The 18,361-nt window shown below is 64.5% G+C and carries 14 protein-coding genes; 6 read left to right on the forward strand and 8 right to left on the reverse strand.

Annotated features, from left to right (window positions below):
- Positions 1-61: 61 nt before the first annotated feature.
- The 3 genes from tatC to N008_RS08280 all read right to left on the reverse strand — a co-directional run bounded on the left by tatC (position 62) and on the right by N008_RS08280 (position 3,696).
- A complete protein-coding gene (gene tatC / locus N008_RS08270; RefSeq protein WP_316963310.1) occupies positions 62-919 on the reverse strand; it encodes a twin-arginine translocase subunit TatC in 858 nt (285 codons plus the stop codon).
- Positions 920-1,069: 150 nt separating this feature from the next.
- The gene (gene glyA / locus N008_RS08275) at positions 1,070-2,362 is read right to left on the reverse strand and encodes a serine hydroxymethyltransferase (RefSeq protein WP_044015212.1); all 1,293 of its coding nucleotides are present in this window, start codon (positions 2,360-2,362) and stop codon (positions 1,070-1,072) included.
- A 560-nt stretch (positions 2,363-2,922) separates the two neighbouring features.
- Entirely contained in the window at positions 2,923-3,696 is a 774-nt protein-coding gene (locus N008_RS08280) for a porin family protein (RefSeq protein WP_052381326.1), read from the reverse strand.
- 422 nt (positions 3,697-4,118) lie between these two features.
- Here N008_RS08280 and N008_RS08285 point away from each other — a divergent pair, with 422 nt between their 5' ends.
- The 5 genes from N008_RS08285 to N008_RS08305 all read left to right on the forward strand — a co-directional run bounded on the left by N008_RS08285 (position 4,119) and on the right by N008_RS08305 (position 10,777).
- The gene (locus N008_RS08285) at positions 4,119-5,735 is read left to right on the forward strand and encodes a vWA domain-containing protein (RefSeq protein WP_044015214.1); all 1,617 of its coding nucleotides are present in this window, start codon (positions 4,119-4,121) and stop codon (positions 5,733-5,735) included.
- A gap of 530 nt (positions 5,736-6,265) precedes the next feature.
- Complete coding sequence (locus N008_RS08290) at positions 6,266-7,195, forward strand: prephenate dehydratase (RefSeq protein WP_071884503.1); 930 nt, start codon at positions 6,266-6,268, stop codon at positions 7,193-7,195.
- Between the two features lie 110 nt (positions 7,196-7,305).
- Positions 7,306-8,514 (forward strand): pyridoxal phosphate-dependent aminotransferase, encoded by a 1,209-nt coding sequence (locus tag N008_RS08295; protein WP_044015216.1) that lies wholly within the window; start codon positions 7,306-7,308, stop codon positions 8,512-8,514.
- A 150-nt stretch (positions 8,515-8,664) separates the two neighbouring features.
- Complete coding sequence (locus N008_RS08300) at positions 8,665-9,510, forward strand: prephenate dehydrogenase (protein ID WP_044015218.1); 846 nt, start codon at positions 8,665-8,667, stop codon at positions 9,508-9,510.
- Positions 9,511-9,706: 196 nt separating this feature from the next.
- Positions 9,707-10,777 carry a chorismate mutase gene (locus N008_RS08305; protein WP_044015220.1) on the forward strand — a complete coding sequence of 357 codons (1,071 nt, stop codon included), beginning with the start codon at positions 9,707-9,709 and terminating at the stop codon, positions 10,775-10,777.
- Between the two features lie 11 nt (positions 10,778-10,788).
- Here the strand turns inward: N008_RS08305 and N008_RS08310 are convergent, their stop codons facing one another.
- Positions 10,789-11,646 (reverse strand): hypothetical protein, encoded by an 858-nt coding sequence (locus tag N008_RS08310; RefSeq protein WP_156109115.1) that lies wholly within the window; start codon positions 11,644-11,646, stop codon positions 10,789-10,791.
- Positions 11,647-11,925: 279 nt separating this feature from the next.
- Here N008_RS08310 and N008_RS08315 point away from each other — a divergent pair, with 279 nt between their 5' ends.
- On the forward strand, positions 11,926-13,299 hold the full coding sequence (locus tag N008_RS08315; RefSeq protein ID WP_044015224.1) for a lysophospholipid acyltransferase family protein: 1,374 nt from the start codon (positions 11,926-11,928) through the stop codon (positions 13,297-13,299).
- 34 nt (positions 13,300-13,333) lie between these two features.
- Here N008_RS08315 and N008_RS08320 read toward each other — a convergent pair whose 3' ends face one another.
- From N008_RS08320 to N008_RS08335, 4 genes are all read right to left on the reverse strand, one after another.
- Positions 13,334-13,960, reverse strand: coding sequence for a hypothetical protein (locus tag N008_RS08320; protein ID WP_052381327.1), 627 nt, complete (start codon positions 13,958-13,960; stop codon positions 13,334-13,336).
- Positions 13,960-14,805, reverse strand: coding sequence for a metallophosphoesterase family protein (locus tag N008_RS08325; protein ID WP_052381328.1), 846 nt, complete (start codon positions 14,803-14,805; stop codon positions 13,960-13,962). The genes N008_RS08320 and N008_RS08325 overlap by 1 nt, the downstream gene beginning before the upstream one ends.
- Before the next feature lie 238 nt (positions 14,806-15,043).
- Complete coding sequence (locus N008_RS08330; protein WP_044015226.1) at positions 15,044-16,699, reverse strand: FAD-dependent oxidoreductase; 1,656 nt, start codon at positions 16,697-16,699, stop codon at positions 15,044-15,046.
- 180 nt (positions 16,700-16,879) lie between these two features.
- Positions 16,880-18,265, reverse strand: a complete 1,386-nt coding sequence (locus N008_RS08335; protein ID WP_052381329.1) for a sensor histidine kinase — start codon at positions 18,263-18,265, stop codon at positions 16,880-16,882.
- Between the last annotated feature and the right edge of the window lie 96 nt (positions 18,266-18,361).

Consider the following 18,361-nt stretch of genomic DNA (forward strand, 5'->3'; position numbering starts at 1 on the left):
TGGGTCTGGAGGTTCAGAACATCATTTTTTGCCGGCCATTGTGCAGTGCTGGATTTCGGAGTTACGCTATGCCGTTGTTCTCCGCGAGCCGCTCGTTCAGCATCTTGGTGCGGTTGCGGCTCACGATGTGGGCAATGTGAATGCTCAGCTCGTAGAGCAGCACGATGGGAATCGTGACGATGATCTGGGCCGAAATATCGGGCGGCGTGATGATGGCCGCCACAATGAGGATGACCACAATGGCGTGCTTGCGGTAGAGGCGCATGATTTCGGGCGTCACGATGCCGGCTTTGGCCAGGAAGAACACAATCATCGGCAGCTCAAACACCCCGGCGCACGACACCGACATAGTGGTGAGCGTACTGATGTAGCTCTGCATGTCGATCTGGTTTTCGATGGTTGAGTCGATCTGGTAGGAAGCCAGAAACTGGATGCTCAGGGGCGCGGCAATGTAGTAGCCGAACAGCAAGCCCACGATAAACAGCAGCGACACGAAGAACACCGCCCCGCGCGAATTAGCCCGCTCGTGCGGGTACAGGCCGGGCTTGATGAAGCGCCAGATTTCCCAGAACGTGTACGGAAACGCCAGCACCAGCCCCACCACCAACGAGGTGCTGATGTGCATGGTCAGCTGCCCGCTCATCTCGCGGTTCTGAATCACAAACCCGATCTGGTCGATGCACAGGTCCGGGGCGCCCACCCACGCGCCGAAGCGGCAGAAGGCCTTGTAGGTCCAGAAATCGGCCCGCGACGGGCCCAGAATCAAATCGTGAAACAGGAATTCCTTGGAGAAGAAGGCAATGCTGGCAAACACGACAATCGAAATGGCCGCGCGGATGATGTGCCACCGCAAGGCCTCCAGATGGTCGATGAAAGACATTTCCTGGGGCTGGCCCAGGACGGGTTGTTCTGTATTCAAAGCAGACAGCGAAATAGTGAGGTGGTGAACGGGTGAGGGCGGCGACGGCAGACGAAACGGCAAGACACAAACGAGAAACCCGGCCGACAGGATGTACGGGCCCGGCTTCGGTAGTGATGCTTAGCGGTTCACCACCTCACTACGGCACCGCTAGGCAAACAGCGGAAACTGCTGCATCCACTCGTTTACCTGGCTACGCACACGCAGCAGATATGCGTCGTCGTCGTGGTTGAGCAGGGCCTGGTCGATGAGGTCTACGATGCGGGCCATATCGGGTTCCTTGAGGCCGCGGGTGGTGACGGCGGCCGAGCCAATGCGCATGCCGCTGGTCACGAAGGGCGACTTATCGTCGAAGGGCACCATGTTTTTGTTGATGGTGATGTCGGCCTTCACGAGGGTGTTTTCGGCCAGCTTGCCCGTCAGGCCTTTGCTGCGCAGGTCGATGAGCATCAGGTGGTTGTCTGTGCCGCCCGAGATGATCTGGTAGCCGCGCTCCACGAAGCCGCTTGCCAACGCCTGGGCGTTGCGGATTACCTGGTGGGTGTAGTCGGTGTAAGCGTCGGAGAGGCATTCGCCGAAGGCCACGGCCTTCGCCCCAATAACGTGCTCCAGCGGCCCGCCCTGCGTACCGGGGAACACGCCCGAGTCCAGCAGGCTGCTCATCATGCGCAGCTCGCCTTTCGGTGTTTTCAGGCCGAAGGGGTTCTCAAAGTCCTTGCCCAGCATGATGAGGCCACCGCGCGGGCCGCGCAGGGTCTTGTGCGTGGTCGTCGTGACGATGTGGCAATAATCAAACGGGTTGTTCAGCAAGCCTTTGGCAATCAGGCCCGAAGGGTGCGAAATATCGGCCAGCAGCAGTGCGCCTACTTCGTCGGCGGCTTCGCGCAGGGCCTGGTAGTTCCAGTCGCGGGAGTAGGCCGAGGCGCCGCAGATGATGAGCTTGGGCTGCTCGCGGCGGGCGGTTTCCTTTACTTTCTCCCAGTCGATGAGGCCGGTTTCTTTCTCCACGCCATAAAACGACGGCTGGTAGAGCTTGCCCGAGAAGTTGACGGGCGAGCCGTGGGTGAGGTGGCCGCCGTGGCTGAGGTCGAAGCCCAGAATTTTGTCGCCGGGGTTGAGGATGGCCAGCATCACGGCGGCGTTGGCCTGGGCGCCGGAGTGCGGCTGCACGTTCACCCACTCCACGCCAAACAGCTGCTTGGCGCGGTCGATGGCCAGCTGCTCGATCTGGTCCACGATTTCGCAGCCACCATAGTAGCGCTTGCCGGGCAGGCCCTCGGCGTATTTGTTGGTCAGAATAGAGCCCTGGGCCCGCATCACCTGCTCCGAAACGTAGTTTTCGGAGGCAATGAGCTCAATGCCGTGGGTCTGGCGCTCTTTCTCGCGCTCAATCAGGTCGAAAATGGCGGTGTCTTGCACGAGGGCGGGGGCTTGCGTTTCCATACTTCCAAAGGTACGCCACCGGCCCGAACTGCCAAGAACATACGGCGGGCGGCACAGCGGACTGCGCCGCGCGTCGCAAATTTTTTCGGGGGCCACGTGTGAAATCCGGCCCACTGGCGCATCAGAAGAACAGATTTGGGCGTTTGGCGGATGCGCCGGCGCTGCAGTTCGCGCCACGTATGCAACGCGGCAGGCCTCTTTAGGTATCCTGCAGATAGGCAAGTGACTGGTTAACAAAGAAATTGGGTCAGGTCGGGCGCTTCACTCACCCTTCCGGTAAGGGGCTCCGGCTGGTTGCAGCCGGCCGGCGCTACGCTACTTGCCAGAACCCGGCCTGACCTCTGGCCTGGCAGCGGCTTCGGCCGGTGCCGTTTAATGCCAAAAGACCCTGCCGGCTAACCGGCAGGGTCTTTTTGTTGGTCGACTGTGGCGCAGACTTCAGTCCGCAGCCCGCCGGTACCGGGCCAGCTGGTTGGGCTACAGACTGAAGTCCGTGCCGCAGCCGGCTGGTACTAGACCAGATGTTGGGGCTACGGACTGCAGTCCGTGCCACAGCCGGCTTAGAACGAGTAGTTCACCGAGGCTTTGATGACGCGGTTCTGAGCGTCGAAGCGGTTGTTTTTGTCGAGCGACGACAGGCCGTAGTCGTAGCCGGCGCTTACGCCGATGCCGCTGCTGTGCTGGTAGCCCAAGCCGCCGGTCACGCTGAAATCAACTGGGCGGAACTGGTCTTTGATGTCGAAGTCCTGCTGGAAGGCATCGAAGCCCAGCGCGCCGGCTTCCACGCGCACCTTGTTGCTGAGCAGGAACGAAGCCTGCGGGCCGGCGAAGATGTAGAAGCCGGGCGTCACGTTGATTTTGGCCAGCACCGGCACATCGAGGTAGGCCATGCGCGAGGTGGCCGTCACGCGGGCATTCAGGAAGTCCAGCTGCTCGAAGGGAAGCGTGCCCACCAGGCGGGCGCCCTTCTCGGAGTACAGCACGCCGGGCTCGATGGAGAAGCCGGGCGCAACGGGCAGCGTGGCGTAGAGGCCGGCGTGGAAGCCGGTTTTCATTTCCTTGGTCACGCCGCCGTTGGTGTAGCCGGCCAGGTCCATCACGCTCTGCACGGCATCGCCCGACCAGTCCGACACGTTCACGCCGGCCCGAATGCCGATCTGGGCGCCGCCCGTGCTGGCCGTCGGCCGGCGCACCGCCGATACCGAACGGGCCTGGGCCTTACCGGTATAGGCCGGCACGCGGTGGGTTTGCACCTGAGCCTGGGCGGCGGTGCCCACGGCGGAGAAGAGAAGCGTAGCGGCGGCCAGGCGGCCAAAGAAAGAAGAAGCTTTCATAACGAAGAGGACGGTTGAAGTGAGGTGCCGGCCGCCGCACTGCGCGGGCTAAAAGGCGGGCTGTTGATGGGGGCTTTTACAAAACCGTGCCAGTTTTTGAAAATTCGCCTGACCCGTCTTTGGCTTCTTGCGGCGGGCAGGGCCAGGGCGTGAGGGCGCTACGCCACAATTATGTTGGCCCTTGGCGGGTTACATTGGCCCGCCCAATTGCATAAACCACCACAGGCGGCGCCGCTTGTATACTTCCTCACCCGAGGCCCGACTGCAAGCAGTGGGCCCCGCTGGTTCTGCAGCCGCTGGTTTCCGTCGCGAAGGGAAACGGGCCGCAGAGCCGCCCCACGCAAGGTCGCGAGTTGCGGCGGGGCGGATAGCCGGCAATTGTTGCCGGGTGAGGCTTTTTCATCCTCCAAGCCTTCCTTCTGATGAAACTGAACCGCCTCTGGCCCCTTTGCGGGCTGCTGGCTGGCGCCTGGCTATTGCCCGCCTGCCACCAATATTCCACCGAGCAACTGGTGACCACCGACGCCGTGGAAGCTGCCGCCGAACCCGCTTCAACAGCTACTCCCGACGTCGCAACCAACGCCGCTGATACGGCCCCGCAGAGCCGCGAAAACTACGCCGTCGTCCACGAAAACCCGTTTCTGGAGGCGCGCCGGAACCCGCTCAGCACCTTCGCCATAGACGTAGACCGCGCCTCCTACAGCAACGTGCGCCGCTTCCTGACCCAGGACCGGCAGCTGCCCCCGCCCGATGCCGTGCGGCTGGAGGAGCTCATCAACTACTTCCCCTACTCCTACCCACAGCCTACCACGGGCCCGGCCTCGCTGAATGCCGAGGTGGCCACCTGCCCCTGGAACCCCGCGCACCAACTGGTGCTGGTGGGCGTGCAGGGCCGACAGGTGGCTACTGAAAATCTGCCGCCCGCCAACTTGGTGTTTCTGCTGGATGTATCGGGCTCCATGGCCGACCCCGATAAGCTGCCGCTGCTCAAAGAAAGCCTGCGGGAGCTGGTGCAGAAGGCCCTGCGGCCCCAGGACTATGTGTCGATTGTGGTGTATGCCGGGGCCGCGGGCCTCGTGCTGCCCCCCACGCCCGGCACCGAAGCCGACACCATTCTGGAGGCGCTGGACGAGCTGGAAGCGGGCGGCTCCACGGCCGGCGGCGAGGGCCTGCGCCTGGCCTACCAGGTAGCGCGCCAGCACTTCCGCGTTGGCGGCAACAACCGCATCATTCTGGCTACCGACGGCGACTTCAACGTGGGTGAGCAGAGCGACGCCGATATGGAGCGACTGGTGACGCAAGAGCGCGAATCGGGCGTGTTTTTGTCGGTGCTGGGCTTCGGGAGCGGCAACCTGCAGGACAGCCGCATGGAGCTGCTGGCCGACAAAGGCAACGGCAACTACGCCTACCTCGACAACCTTGGCGAGGCCCGGCGGGTGCTGGTGGCGCAGTTTGGCGGCACGCTGTTTACGCTGGCCAAGGACGTGAAAGTGCAGGTGGAATTCAACCCGGCCCGGGTGCAACAATACCGCCTGCTGGGCTACGAAAACCGCCTGCTGGCCACCCAGGACTTCAACGACGACCGCAAAGACGCCGGCGAGCTGGGCGCCGGCCAGCAGGTGACGGCCCTCTACGAAATAGTGCCCACCGGCGCCCCGGCCGCCGCCACCTCCTCCACCGACCCCCTGAAATACCAGACCATGGCCCCCGCCCGCTTCGCCGAAAGCACCGAGCTGCTGACCGTGAAGTTGCGCTACCAGGAGCCGCAGGGCAGCGCCAGCCGCCTGCTCACGTTGCCCGTGCGTGGCTCACGCTTCGACGAGCCGATAGCCCAGGCTTCCGAGAATCTGCGGTTTGCGGCGGCGGTAGCACAGTTTGGGCTGCTGCTGCGCCAGTCGCAGCACCGCGGCACGGCCAGCTGGGAAAGCACCGCCGCCCTGGCCCGCTCCGCCCCCGACCCCGACGGCACCCGGGCCGAGTTCCGGGAGCTGGTACAGCAGGCCGCCGCCCTGAGCAGCGAAGTGGCGGTGGAAAGATAAGTAGCTGATTTGTAACGCGAAGTTTTACTTCGCGAGACGTTGCAATTTTGCGGCTAGCTTGTCCTACTAGGCCTAGCGTTCCGCGAAGTGGAACTTCGCGTTACAGGTGCTGGCTCGCCTTAGTGGCTGTGGCAGGGGCGCACTTTTCCGGCCGAAAAATTTGGAAGTCCGGGCTATGGGTGCCACCTTGCCGCCGTCAAGCACCTCATTCTCATGCTGCAGCCCACGGCCCGCTTCTATTTTAGCTACTGCTTCTACTACGCCACCGCGTAGTCGGGTAGCCGCCGTGTAGCTTTTCCACTTGAAAATCTTCAGCGCCTCCCGACCCCGGGAGGCGCTTTTTTTACGCCTGCATCTGCCCATGAACACCCTGCGCTACTTTTTTACCTACGCCTATTTCTTCTACTGGAAGAAACCGGCCCCGTGTTGCCTGAGCTGAAAACCAGCTTACTACCAACCGCAGGGCCCCGTACACGGAGGCCCTTTTTTATTGCCCTTACTCAGTTGCTCAGTTACTCCGCTACTCTCTCATGCACGTTTCCATTCAGGGTTTTCAGGGAAGTTTCCACGAAGTAGCCGCCCGCCGGTATTTCGGGCCGGAGCCGGCGCTGCGGGCCTGCGCTACGTTTGCCGAAGTGGTGGCGCACGTGGTGCAGGGCACCGCCGAAGCCGGGCTCATGGCCATGGAAAACTCGCTGGCCGGCAGCATCCTGCCTAACTACCTGCTGCTCGAGCGCCACGCCGTGCAGGTCACCGGCGAAGTGTACCTGCCCATCCATCAGCACCTGCTGGCGCGGCCCGGCACCACGCTGGCCGACGTGCGCACCGTGCACTCGCACCCCATGGCCCTGCGCCAGTGCGGCACCTTCCTCGACAGCCACCCCGACTGGAAGCTGGTGGAAACCGACGACACCGGCCGCAGCGCCCAGTGGCTGGCCGAAACCGGCACGCCGGGCGCGGCCGTGGTGGCCGGCACCCAGGCCGCCGAGCTGTTCGGGCTGCACATCCTGGCCCCCGCCATCCACGACGACCCGCACAACTACACCCGGTTTCTGGTGCTGGAACGCGCCGATACTGCCCTCACCGACCCCCACGCCGATAAGGCTTCGCTGTACTTCTGCGTCGCGCATGAGCCTGGTAGCCTGGCCAACGTGCTAGTGCGGGTGGCGGCGCACGGCCTCAACCTGAGTAAGCTGCAGTCGTGCCCCCGGCCCGGCCAGCCCTGGCACTATGGTTTTCACGCCGATATCGAGTTCGGGGAAATGGCCCAGCTGGTGGCCCTGCTCGCCGACCTGGCGTTGGTGACCGAGGAGCTGCGGGTGCTGGGTGCCTACCGCCGCGGCAGCTGGGAAGAGGAGGATGCCGTTCCCCTCCTTTCCAAGGAGGGGATGTTTCAGCCAAAGGCTGAAACGGAGGTGGTTGACTCGTTGCACGACACCCGCACGAGCTTGACTGCCTGATGTAACCAGCGGCCCGGCCGCGAGTCGTTCAACAAATAAACCAGCCCAGTTGTGCTAACGCGCAACGTCCCCTCCTTTCCAAGGAGGGGAATTGACCGCCAACCCTCGCAATGACAGAAAACACCCTGCAAATCCCCGTAGCCAGCCGCCTGGCGCACACCGGCGAATACTACTTCTCCCGCAAGCTGCGCGAGCTGGCGGCCCTCAACGCGGCCGGCGCCAACATCATCAACCTCGGCATCGGCAGCCCCGATTTGCCGCCGCACCCCAGCGTGCTGGCGGCGCTGGCCACCACGGCCGCCCAGCCCACGGCCCACGGCTACCAGGGCTACCAGGGTACGCCCGCGTTGCGCCAGGCCATGGCCGATTTCTACCAGCGCCACTACGGCGTGGCGCTGGAGGCCGCCACGCAAGTGCTGCCGCTGCTGGGCTCGAAGGAAGGGCTGATGCACCTGGCCATGACGTTTCTGGAAGTCGGCGACGCGGTGCTCATCCCCAATCCCGGCTACCCTACCTACCGCGCCGTGGCCGAAATCTGCGGGGCCGAAATCCGGGAGTACAACCTCACCGAAGCCGCCGGCTGGCTGCCCGACCTCGATGCGCTGGCCGCCACCGACCTCTCCCGGGTGAAGCTGATGCTGGTCAACTACCCGCACATGCCCACCGGCACCGCCGCCGACCTGCCCTTTCTGACGCGCCTCGTGGCGTTTGCGCGCCACCACCGCATCCTGCTGGTGCACGACAATCCGTACGGCTTCATTCTCAACGAAACGCCGCCCCTGAGTTTGCTGGCGGTGCCGGGCGCTCTGGAGGTGGCTGTGGAGCTGAACTCGCTCAGCAAGAGCCACAACATGGCCGGCTGGCGCGTGGGCCTGCTTGCCGGCCGCGCCGACGTGCTGACTGACGTGCTCCGCTTCAAAAGCAACATGGACTCGGGCATGTTTCTGCCGGTGCAGCAGGCGGCCGTAGCGGCGCTGGCGCTGGGGGCGGAATGGTTTGAAGAACTCAATGCCACTTACCGGGCCCGCCGGGAGCTGGTAGTGGAGCTGCTGCAGGCCGTGGGCTGCGCGCCCGCGCCCGGGCAGGTGGGGCTGTTCATCTGGGCAGCCGTGCCCGCCGGCTTTGCCGATGGCTACGCCCTCAGCGACGCCGTGCTGGCCGGCGCCCGCGTGTTCCTGACGCCGGGCGGCATCTTCGGCAGCAACGGCGGCGGCTACATCCGGGCCAGCCTCTGCCAGCCGGAAAGCGTGCTGCGCGAGGCGCTGGCGCGGGTGCGGGAGTGGAAAAACGCATCACCAAAACGTCATGCAGAGGCGTAGCCGAAGCATCTCGGTAGAGGCTAACTGTCATACTGAGCCTTTCGAAGCATCTCTCCCGCTTCGTTGGGTTAGCCTTGTAACGAAGCGGGAGAGATGCTTCGGCAAGCTCAGCATGACGTTCTCACATCAACCAACCAGCCAATCAACACCATGACTATCACCATCATCGGCCTGGGGCTTATCGGCGGCTCGCTGGCGCTCAGCCTGCGCCAGCATGGGCTGGCCCGGCACCTTATTGGGGTGGAAAACAGCCCTGCCCACGCCCGCCGGGCCCTGGAGCTGGGGCTGGTAGCCGAAATCGAAACCGACCTGGCCGCTGCCGTGCGCCGCGCCGACCTGATAGTGGTGGCCGTGCCCATGGATGCGCTGGTGACGGTGCTGCCGCTGGTGCTCGATGTAACGGAGCCGCACCAAGTGGTCATCGACGTGGGCTCGACCAAGCAGGCGCTGCTGGCGGCTGTGGCCAGGCACCCGCGTCGGGGCCGCTTCGTGGCGGCGCACCCCATGGCGGGCACCGAGCACTCGGGGCCGGAAGCAGCTGTTTCGGGGCTGTTTGAGGGCAAGACGGTGGTGCTCTGCGACACAGCCCACAGCGACCCGGACGCCGTGCGGGTGGTGGAGCAGCTGTTTCAGGCGCTGCTCATGCGGCTGCTCTACCTGGGCGGCGCCGAGCACGACCTGCACACGGCCTACGTATCGCACATTTCGCACATCACGTCGTTTGCGCTGGCCCTCACGGTGTTGGAAAAGGAGAAGGAAGAGCAGCGCATCTTCGACCTGGCCAGCGGCGGCTTCGAGTCGACGGTGCGGCTGGCCAAGAGCGCGCCGGCCACCTGGGTGCCCATCTTCCGCCAAAACCGCCTCAACGTGCTCGATGTGCTCGACGAGCACCTGCACCAGCTGCAGCACCTACGCGAGTTGCTGGCCAACGAAGACTACAACGGCCTGACCGACAGTATCCGGCAAGCCAACCACATCCGCAAGATTCTGCCGTGAGCTGGGGTAGCAGGGGTGAAAAGAACGTCATGCTGAGCGAAGTGCAACGGAGCCGAAGCATCTCTACCGCTTCGTCTGGGTAGCATTGCAACGGAGCGGTAGAGATGCTTCGACTACGCCTCCGGCTTCGCTCAGCATGACGTTCTATTCAACCCCACCACTCCAAACCACTACTCCATCATTCCACCAAAACCCCATGAAATCAACCCTGTTCAACCGCCAGCCTGACGATAAGCCGTACCTCATTTCCGGGCCGTGTTCGGCCGAAACTGAGGAACAAGTGCTCGAAACCTGCCAGCGCCTGGCTGCTACCGGCAAGGTGCAGGCCTTGCGCGCCGGCATCTGGAAGCCTCGCACCAAGCCTGGCGGCTTCGAGGGCGTGGGCACCAAGGGTTTGCCCTGGCTGAAGAAAGCCAGTGAGCTGACCGGCCTGCCAGTGGCCGTGGAAGTGGCCACCGCCAAGCACGTGGAGGACTGCCTGACCTTCGGGGTGGACATTCTGTGGGTGGGCGCGCGCACCACCGGCAACCCGTTTTCGGTGCAGGAAATTGCCAACGTGCTGCGCGGCGTGCAGGTGCCGGTGCTGGTCAAGAACCCCATTCACCCGGAGCTGGAGCTGTGGGTGGGCGCGGTGGAGCGCCTGCAGAAGGCGGGCCTGGAGCAGGTGGGGCTGATTCACCGGGGCTTCAGCAGCTACGGCAACACCGACTTCCGCAACGCGCCCATGTGGCACCTGCCCATCGAGATGAAGCGCCGCCACCCCGAAATGCCGCTGCTCTGCGACCCCAGCCACATCTGCGGCCGCCGCGACACGCTGTTCAACGTGGCCCAGCAGGCCCTCAACCTGGGCTTCGAGGGCAACATGATTGAAAGCCACATCGACCCCGACAACGCCTGGAGCGACGCCAAGCAGCAAATCACGCCCGAGGTGCTGCGCGACCTGATTGAGGCGCTGGTGTGGCGCCACGAAACCACCGACCAGCGCGAGTTCCTGACGGCCCTGGCCAGCCTGCGCGAGCAAATCAACCAGCTCGACGCCGAAATCATGCAGCTGCTGGGCCGCCGTATGGCCGTGGCCGAGAAAATCGGCCTCTACAAAAAGGAAAACGACATCACCATTCTGCAGACCAGCCGCTGGAACGAGGTGCTGGAGCGAGCCCAGCGCCAGGGCGCCACGCTGGGCCTCACCCACGAGTTTGTGGAGCAGTACCTGGCCGCCGTGCACCTGGAGTCCATTGCGCGCCAGAACCGCGTGATGGAAGGCTGATAACTAATGCGTTATTTCTTCTTGTTCACCTGCTTCTTCTTCGCTTTGGCAGCCTGCGCAATCTTCTTTTCCAGGTTTTCGGCCAGATACGTCGCGTCGCTCTTGGCGGTGGGGTCGTCGAAGTAGCGGGCGGCGGCGCGGGCTTCCTGCAGGGCCAGCGGCAGCTTTTGCAGCACAGTGTAGCTGTAGGCCAGCTGGAAGTGCGCCGGCGCATAGCTGGGCCGTAGCGCAATGGCGCGGGTGTAGGCGGGTACGCTTTCGGCAAACTGGCGCAAGCTCTGGCGGGCATAGCCCAGTGCGAAGTAGGAGCTGAAGTCGCCGAGGCCGTGCTGGTGGGCGGTGGCGTAGTAGCGCACCATCAGGGCGTAGAGCTGGGCCGGCGACTTGTCGGCCTCGGCGCAGTTGCACTGCTCGGTCTGGTAGTAGTAGTCGGCGAGGGCGCGGTGGAGGCGGTAGGTGGTGGGGTGCTGCCGGATGAGGTTTTTCAGCACCGTTTCCACCACAAACGGGTACGGGACGGCCGCGCGCGTGAAATGCTCGCGCAGCGAATCCAGGCGCTCCAGCGGCTTTACATCCACGAAGCCAAAGCCTTCCAGCTCGCGGCTGCGCAGGTGGTAGTTGAGGGCCAAATCGGTTTGCTTGAGGGCCACGGCCGGGCGGCGGTGCTTGGGGTCGAAGCCGTTGAGCAGCTTCCAGGCCGACTCGTACTGGCGGTTCTGTATCAACTGCGTAGCCCGCCGCAGCACTTCCGCCTCGGTAGGCGCGGCCGCAGCCTTGGAAGCGGCGGCAGAGGGCGCGGGTTGTTGGGCCACAACGGAGCCAGCCGGCAGCAGCGCCCACAGCAAAAGCAAACGAGAGAAGTGCAGCATAGACACTCGACTATACGGGAAATGAGGCCGCGTGGGGCTGATAACACGGCCACGGAGGCTGGCCGCTGGCCGAAGATACGGCGCCAGCCCCCGAATGAGTGCCCGGAAGCCTCAATCGGAAGTCTGGGCTGAACCGGGTAGAAACGCTTAAAAGACGCCAGTATCGCCGAAAAGGACTTGGCTGGTGCGGGTAGTAAAAGTCAGATTTGGCGGCCGATTGTAGCGCGGAACTGGCTGGCTGGGTTGGCTATTTATCGGGTTCCGCCGTACTTGCCTTCTATGCTCTTCTACACCGTCATGAAGCCCCTCGTGCAGGTGGCCCTGCGCGTATTCTTTCGCCGCCTCGAAATCCGCCACCGCGACCGGCTCCAGACCCCGGGGCCGCTGCTGATGGTGAGCAACCACCCCAACACGCTCATGGACCCGCTGGTAGTGGCCGCCAACCGCCGCCAGTCCATTGCGTTTCTGGCTAAGAGCACCTTTTTCAAGAACCCGGTGTCGCGGGCGCTGCTGACCTCCGGCAACTCCATCCCGATTTACCGCCGCCAGGACCTGGAAAGCGGCGCCGAAGCCACTACGCCCGAGCAGCTGGAGGCCCAGAACGAGGCCACTTTCGGCAAGTGCTACGACTACCTGGGGCGCGGCGGCACGGTCATGATTTTTCCGGAAGGCACCAGCGTGAGCGAGCGGCGCCTGCGGCCCCTCAAAACCGGCGCGGCCCGCATTGCACTGGGCGCCGAGGCGCGGCACAACTTCACGCTGGGGCTACAGGTGCTGCCGGTGGGCATCAACTACTTCGACCCCCAGCGTTTCCGATCCGACGTGCTGGTGAACGTGGCCCCGCCCATCCGGGTGGCCGACTACGCCGACGCCTACCGCCAGGACCCCACCGCTGCCGCCGACCAGCTCACCGAAGACATCCGGCGGCAGCTGGAGCAGCACCTCGTCATCACCCGCGACGCGGCCGAGGACGAGCTGGTGCAGCAGCTGGAGCGCACCTTCACCGGCCACCTTATCAACGACGACCCTCGCACGCTCTACGACAACTTCCAGCTCAGCCGCACGCTGCTGCAGGCCGTGGCCTACTTCGAGAAGCACGACCCCGACCACCTGGGCGAGGTGCGGGAGAAACTGGCCGCCTACCTTTCGGACCTCAAACGCCTCGGCCTCACCGATGAAGCTCTGGAGCGCACCGGCCGCCCCGACACCCGCGCCTCCCGGGCCGTGGTGGCGGGCCTGAAGCTGGTGCTGGGGCTGCCCGTGTATCTGTATGGGGTTGTCAACAACTACCTGCCCTACAAGCTGCCCTCGATGGTGGCCAAACGCGCCACCAAGGAAGTGGAGTTCGTGGCGCCCATCATGCTGGTGGTGGGCATGATTACGTTCAGTGTCGGCTATGCCGCCCAGATTGCGCTGGTGCACCACTTCACCCAAGACTGGCGCTGGACGCTGCTTTACGGCCTGAGTCTGGCACCCACCGGCTTCTACGCTCTGTCCTACGCCAACAAGCTGGCCGGCCGGCTGCGGCGCGTGCGTGCCCTGCGGCTGTTCCGGCAGCAACGCCCCCAGATGGAAAGTTTGCTACGCCAACGGGCTACTATCTTGCGCCTGCTCAGTGAAGCCCGCGAAGCGTATCTGGCCGGGGGGCAGTAAGACCGGACGCCTTGCTCCGCCGACTTCGTGCCGCCTAAAACTCGGCCTTCACCCCCAGCCCCAGCGTGAGGATATCAATGGGGCTGAGGGAGCGGAAGTTACCGTTGGCAACGTAGCTGACTAAATACAGGTCGTTGGTGCCCAACTCATAGTACGCTGACACGCGGCGCGAGCGGCCGGCCGCCGATGTGGGCCGGTTGTAGGTCAGCCGCCCGCCTAGCAGCACACCCACGCGGGTGTTTCGGGAAAACCAATAGTAGCCTTTAGTGTACTGGTCTTCTTCACCATCATTGATGACGCCGTGCGTGTAGCCTACGTAGGGCCCGAAGGTGAGAGGCCGCAGCGTCAGTTTTTCGCTTAGCGGGACGGTGTAGGGAGTATATAGCAGCTTGAGTGTGGCAATAGACAGGGCCGAACCAGCGTACTTTTTGGGCACGTAGCCCACCAGTACATCGGCCTCCATCCGGTCGCGCCAGAAGCTGTATCCCACCCCGCCGGCCACCATGCCCATACCCCCGGCCGTCTGCAGAATGAGGTGGCGAGGCCGAAACCAGGGACGCGGCGCCACAGCATCGGGGTTGGACGTGTCAGGTGAGGTCTGGGCCAGAGCAGGGCCCGCCAGCAGCACAGCACTCAGCAGCGGAAATAGCAGGTGGCGCATCAGAAACTTACTTTTTTCAGCCGGAACTGCGGCTCGTCATTGTCGTCGTTCCAAAGCGTAACGATCAGGTACTCATTACGCTCAAACGACGCCGAATTGATATAAGTCACGCCGTCCTCGAAGGGCTGACCAATGCTGTAGCTGTGGCGGTGGCCATTCAGCTCGAAAGCCAGCTTAGGTGCCTCGGCCAGGGTGCGGGTGTAAGCAGGCGTCAGGTTTTGGTCGAAGTCGAAATCCTGCGGCGGCACGTGCGACATCACCACTTGGCGCCGGGCACCCTGCAGGTCCTGCACCTGGGCCTGCAGCCACGGCACATCCGGAATGCGGCCATTGAAGTTGTATTCGCGGCTGTTGGTATCCACGAAGGTGAACTTGGTGTCGCCGTACACAAACGAGTAGTTCAAAGCCCCGAACGTCTGCTGGTAAGCGGCGCGGCCGTTGCCCACGTGGTCGTGGTTGCCGATAACGGTGAGGTAGGGGATGGTGAGGCGGTTTAAGCGCTCGGCCACCCAGCGCATCTCGCGGTTCAGCCCGAAGTCGGAAATGTCGCCAGCCACCACCATCAATGACACGCCCGGCTGCTGGTTCACACTGGTCACCAGCGCCTCTACCTCGTTGTAGAAGCGCTGCGAGTCGCCGGTGAACACAAAGCGTAGGGTATCGCCGGGCGGCAACGGCTTTGCGGCCAGCTTGTCGAGGTTTTTCTGGGTGAGGCTGGTCAGGTCTTCCGGCCCCCGGAAGTCGTTGGGGCTGAATTCCAGCAGCTCACAGCCGCTGAACAGCACAGTAGCGGCGGCCGCCAGACTCAGGCGGCGCCAGGAAGAGAAAGTAGAGAAAGAAGCCATACAAAGCGCCCACACAGGCAAAACAGCACAATGGCGCGCCAATGGCGCCGAAGTGCATATACTGTGTGGGCGCCCCGGTGGTTTTCGATATTCCCGCCTGAAACCCTGCGAAGGGCTTATGGCGGCCACTGCGTTTCCGGCGGGTCACGTTTGGCGGCCCCGTGGCGGGCCAAAACGAGGCCGGCGGCCTCCCCGAAGAAATTTCGCGTTTCCGGCGGCCGGGGTCCGGTTCGGGCCGCTATTCGTCGAGGTACTGGTGCACAAACTTGATGGCCATGCTGCCTTCGCCCACCGCCGAGGCCACGCGGGCCATGGCCCCGGCCCGGCTGTCGCCGGCCGCGAATACGCCGGGCACGCAGGTTTCCAGCAGGTAGGGCTCGCGCGAATGTTTCCAGGCGGTGGCGTAGCGCGGGTCCGTCACCAGGTCGCGGCCGGTCAGCAGGAAGCCTTTGCCGTCGCAGAGCACCGTCTGGCACACCCACTCGGTGCTGGGCTTGGCCCCGATGAACACGAACAGCGCCCGGGCCGGCACCTGCCGCAGCTCGCCGCGGCTTTTCAGCACCACGGCCTCCAGGTGGTCCTGCCCGCATACTTCGGCCACCTCCGTGAAGGGCAGAATCTCGATGTTGGGCGTGTGGGCAATCTGCTCAATCAGGTAGGCCGACATCGATGCCGCTAGGCTTTCGCCCCGGATGACGATGCCCACCCGCCGGGCATAGGTGGCCAAGTACATGGCCGCCTGCCCCGCCGAGTTGCCGCCGCCCACGATGTACACGTCCTGCTCGTCGCAGGAGCGGGCCTCGGTGCGGGCGGCGCCGTAGTACACGCCGGCCCCGCTCAGGCGGTGCATACCGGGCACCTCCAGGGTGCGGTAGCTGACGCCGGTGGTGAGCACCACGGCGCGGGTGCGCACGGTGCTGCCGTCGCTGAGGGTGAGGACTTTGTAGCCGTCCTGCACGCACAGCTCGGTCACCTCACGCGGGGCCAGAAACTCGGCCCCGAGGCGCACGGCCTGGGCCCAGGCCCGGTGCGCCAGCTCGGCCCCGCTCAGCCCCGTCGGGAAGCCCAGGTAGTTTTCGATGCGAGATGAGGTTCCGGCTTGTCCGCCAGGAGTTTGTCGCTCGATGATGAGCGTTTTCAGGCCCTCGGAAGCGCCATACACCGCCGCCGCCAGCCCCGAGGGCCCCGCCCCGATTACCACCACATCGTACAGTTCTTGGGTGGCCTGGGTGGTGAGGCCGATGCGGGTGGCTACCTCGGTGGCGGTGGGTCGGGCCAGCGCGGTGCCATCTTCCAGCACCACCACGGGCAGGTCGGCGGCGGCCAGGTTTTTGGCTGAAAGCAGGGCCTGGGCGTCGGGGTTGGTTTCGAAGTCCAGCCACTGATACGCCACCATGTAGCCGGCCAGAAAGTCCTTGAGGTCGTGCGAGAGCGGCGACCATTGGAACCCCACCAGCCGCACGCCCTTGAAGCGCGGCCGGTGCGTGGCCCGCCAAGCCCCCAGTAAATCGTGCAGGGTGGGGTAGAGCAGCTGCTGGGGCGGGTCCCAGGGCTTCATCAGGTAGTGGTCGAGGCGGGCGTTGTTGATGGCCCGGATGGCAGCTTCGGTGTCGGCGTAGGCCGTGAGCAGCACTCGCTTGGCGTCCGGAAACAGGGTGCGGGCCTCGGCCAGCAGCTCCACGCCTTCCAGGCCGGGCATGCGCTGGTCGGCCAGAATCAGGGCCACTTCCTCTTCGCGGGCCAGCAGCTCGCGTAGGGTTTCCAGGGCCTCCTCACCCGAAGCTGCCCGCAGAATCCGGTAGTCCTGCCGGAACTCGGCCCGCAAATCCCGGTCGATGGCATTGAGCACCTGCGCATCATCGTCCACGGTCAGAATAATCGGTTTCTTGTCCATGTGGGGGAGAGTATCTGAGTAGTAGTCAGTAGCGCGAACTTTGTAGTTCGCGGCCCCGCGCCGGCAGAATGGTCGGGGCGGGGTCAGCAAAGTTCGCGCTACCGGCCTGCTGCACAACAATGAAAAAAACGAGTAGCGGTGCCTGAATAACTTACTCAGTTACTCCCCTACTCAGCTACTCTACGCCGGCAGCCAGACGCAGAACTCGGTGTGGCCGGGCGCGGAGCTTACTTCCAGCTTGCCGCCGTGGGTTTCTACGGTGCGCAGCGCAATATCGAGGCCCAGGCCGGAGCCTTCGCCGGCCGGCTTGGTGGTGAAGAACGGCTCCAGCACCCGCGGCAGAATCTCGGGCGGAATGCCGGGCCCGTTGTCGATGACGAACACCCGCACGAAGTCGCCTTCCAGCAGCGTGCGGAGCGTGATTTCGCCACCCGGCGGCAAAGCGGAAATGGCGTTGTCGAGCAGGTTGGTCCAGACCTGGTTGAGGCTGCTGACCTGCCCGCGCACCGGCGGCAGGCCGGGGGCATAGTCGCGCCGGAGCTGGATGTTTTTTTCGCGCAACGCGAAGCCCAGCATATTCACGGTGCTGTCGAGGCCGGCGTGCACGTCCAGGGGCGCGAAGTCGGCGGCGCGGTCCATGTGGGAGTAGGTTTTCACGTTGTGCACCAGCGTGCTGATGCGGCCGCCGGCTTCCTGCACGTCGTGCACGAGGCGCAGCGAGGCCAGCTTGGCTTCCAGCCAGGCCAGCGCGGCCGGGCGGGCGGCTGTCGGCAGATCAGCTACCGCTGCGGTCAGCTGCGTTGCGGTGAGGCCCGCGTTCAGTAAGCCCTCCACCAACGCATATGGGTCGGGCACCTGCTGCTCGTCCAGCCAGCTCAGCAGCTCGTCTTCGCGGTCGGCGCGGGCCAGGCCGGAGAGGGGTGGGCCGTCGGCCGCCGGGGCCAGGGCGAGGGTGGTGAGGCGGTCGAGGGCGGCAGGGTCGGGGCAGTGCTGCAGCAGGTCGCGCATCAGCGTGGGCGAGGCGCGCAGGTGCTGGTTGAGGGCCTCAGCGGCCCGCACGATGGCGGCGGCGGGGTTGTTGAGCTCGTGCGCCAAACCCGCCGAGAGCTTGCCCAGGGCCCGCAGCTTGTCGTCGCGCTCCTGGCCGCGGGCTTCCAGGCGGGCCCGGTCGCTCATCAAGGCCACCAGCCGCTGCACCAGCTCGGGGCTTACCTGCTCCAGCTCCGGAAACAGGTCGCGGTGCAGGGTGTAAACCACCACCTGCCCCACGGCCACGCCCCGGGCCTTGATGGTCTGCATGCGCGAGTAGGGCAGCACCCCGCTGATCTGGCCGGTATCGAGGCGGAAGGCGGGCTCGGGCTGGCCGTTGCGGGCCACATAGAACTGCAGGCTGCCCTGCAGCAGCACCAGCATCAGCTCGGCGGGCATGCCGGGCTCCACCACAGTTTCGTTGGGGGCAAACTCGCGCCGCTCGCCGTGGGCGAGTAGCCAGTCCAGCACAGCAGCGGGTAGGCCCTCCAGCGTCGGCACCACGGAGAAATCGGCAGGGGTCAGGTCGGCAGCCATGGCAGAAAGGGGGAAAAGCGAAGCAGGCAGGCAAGTTTCCGACTATTCTTCAACAAAGAAAGCGCCCCCCAGACGGGAGGCGCTTTCCGGCAGACG

The sequence above is a fragment of the Hymenobacter sp. APR13 genome (assembly GCF_000737515.1).
GTDB lineage: Bacteria > Bacteroidota > Bacteroidia > Cytophagales > Hymenobacteraceae > Hymenobacter.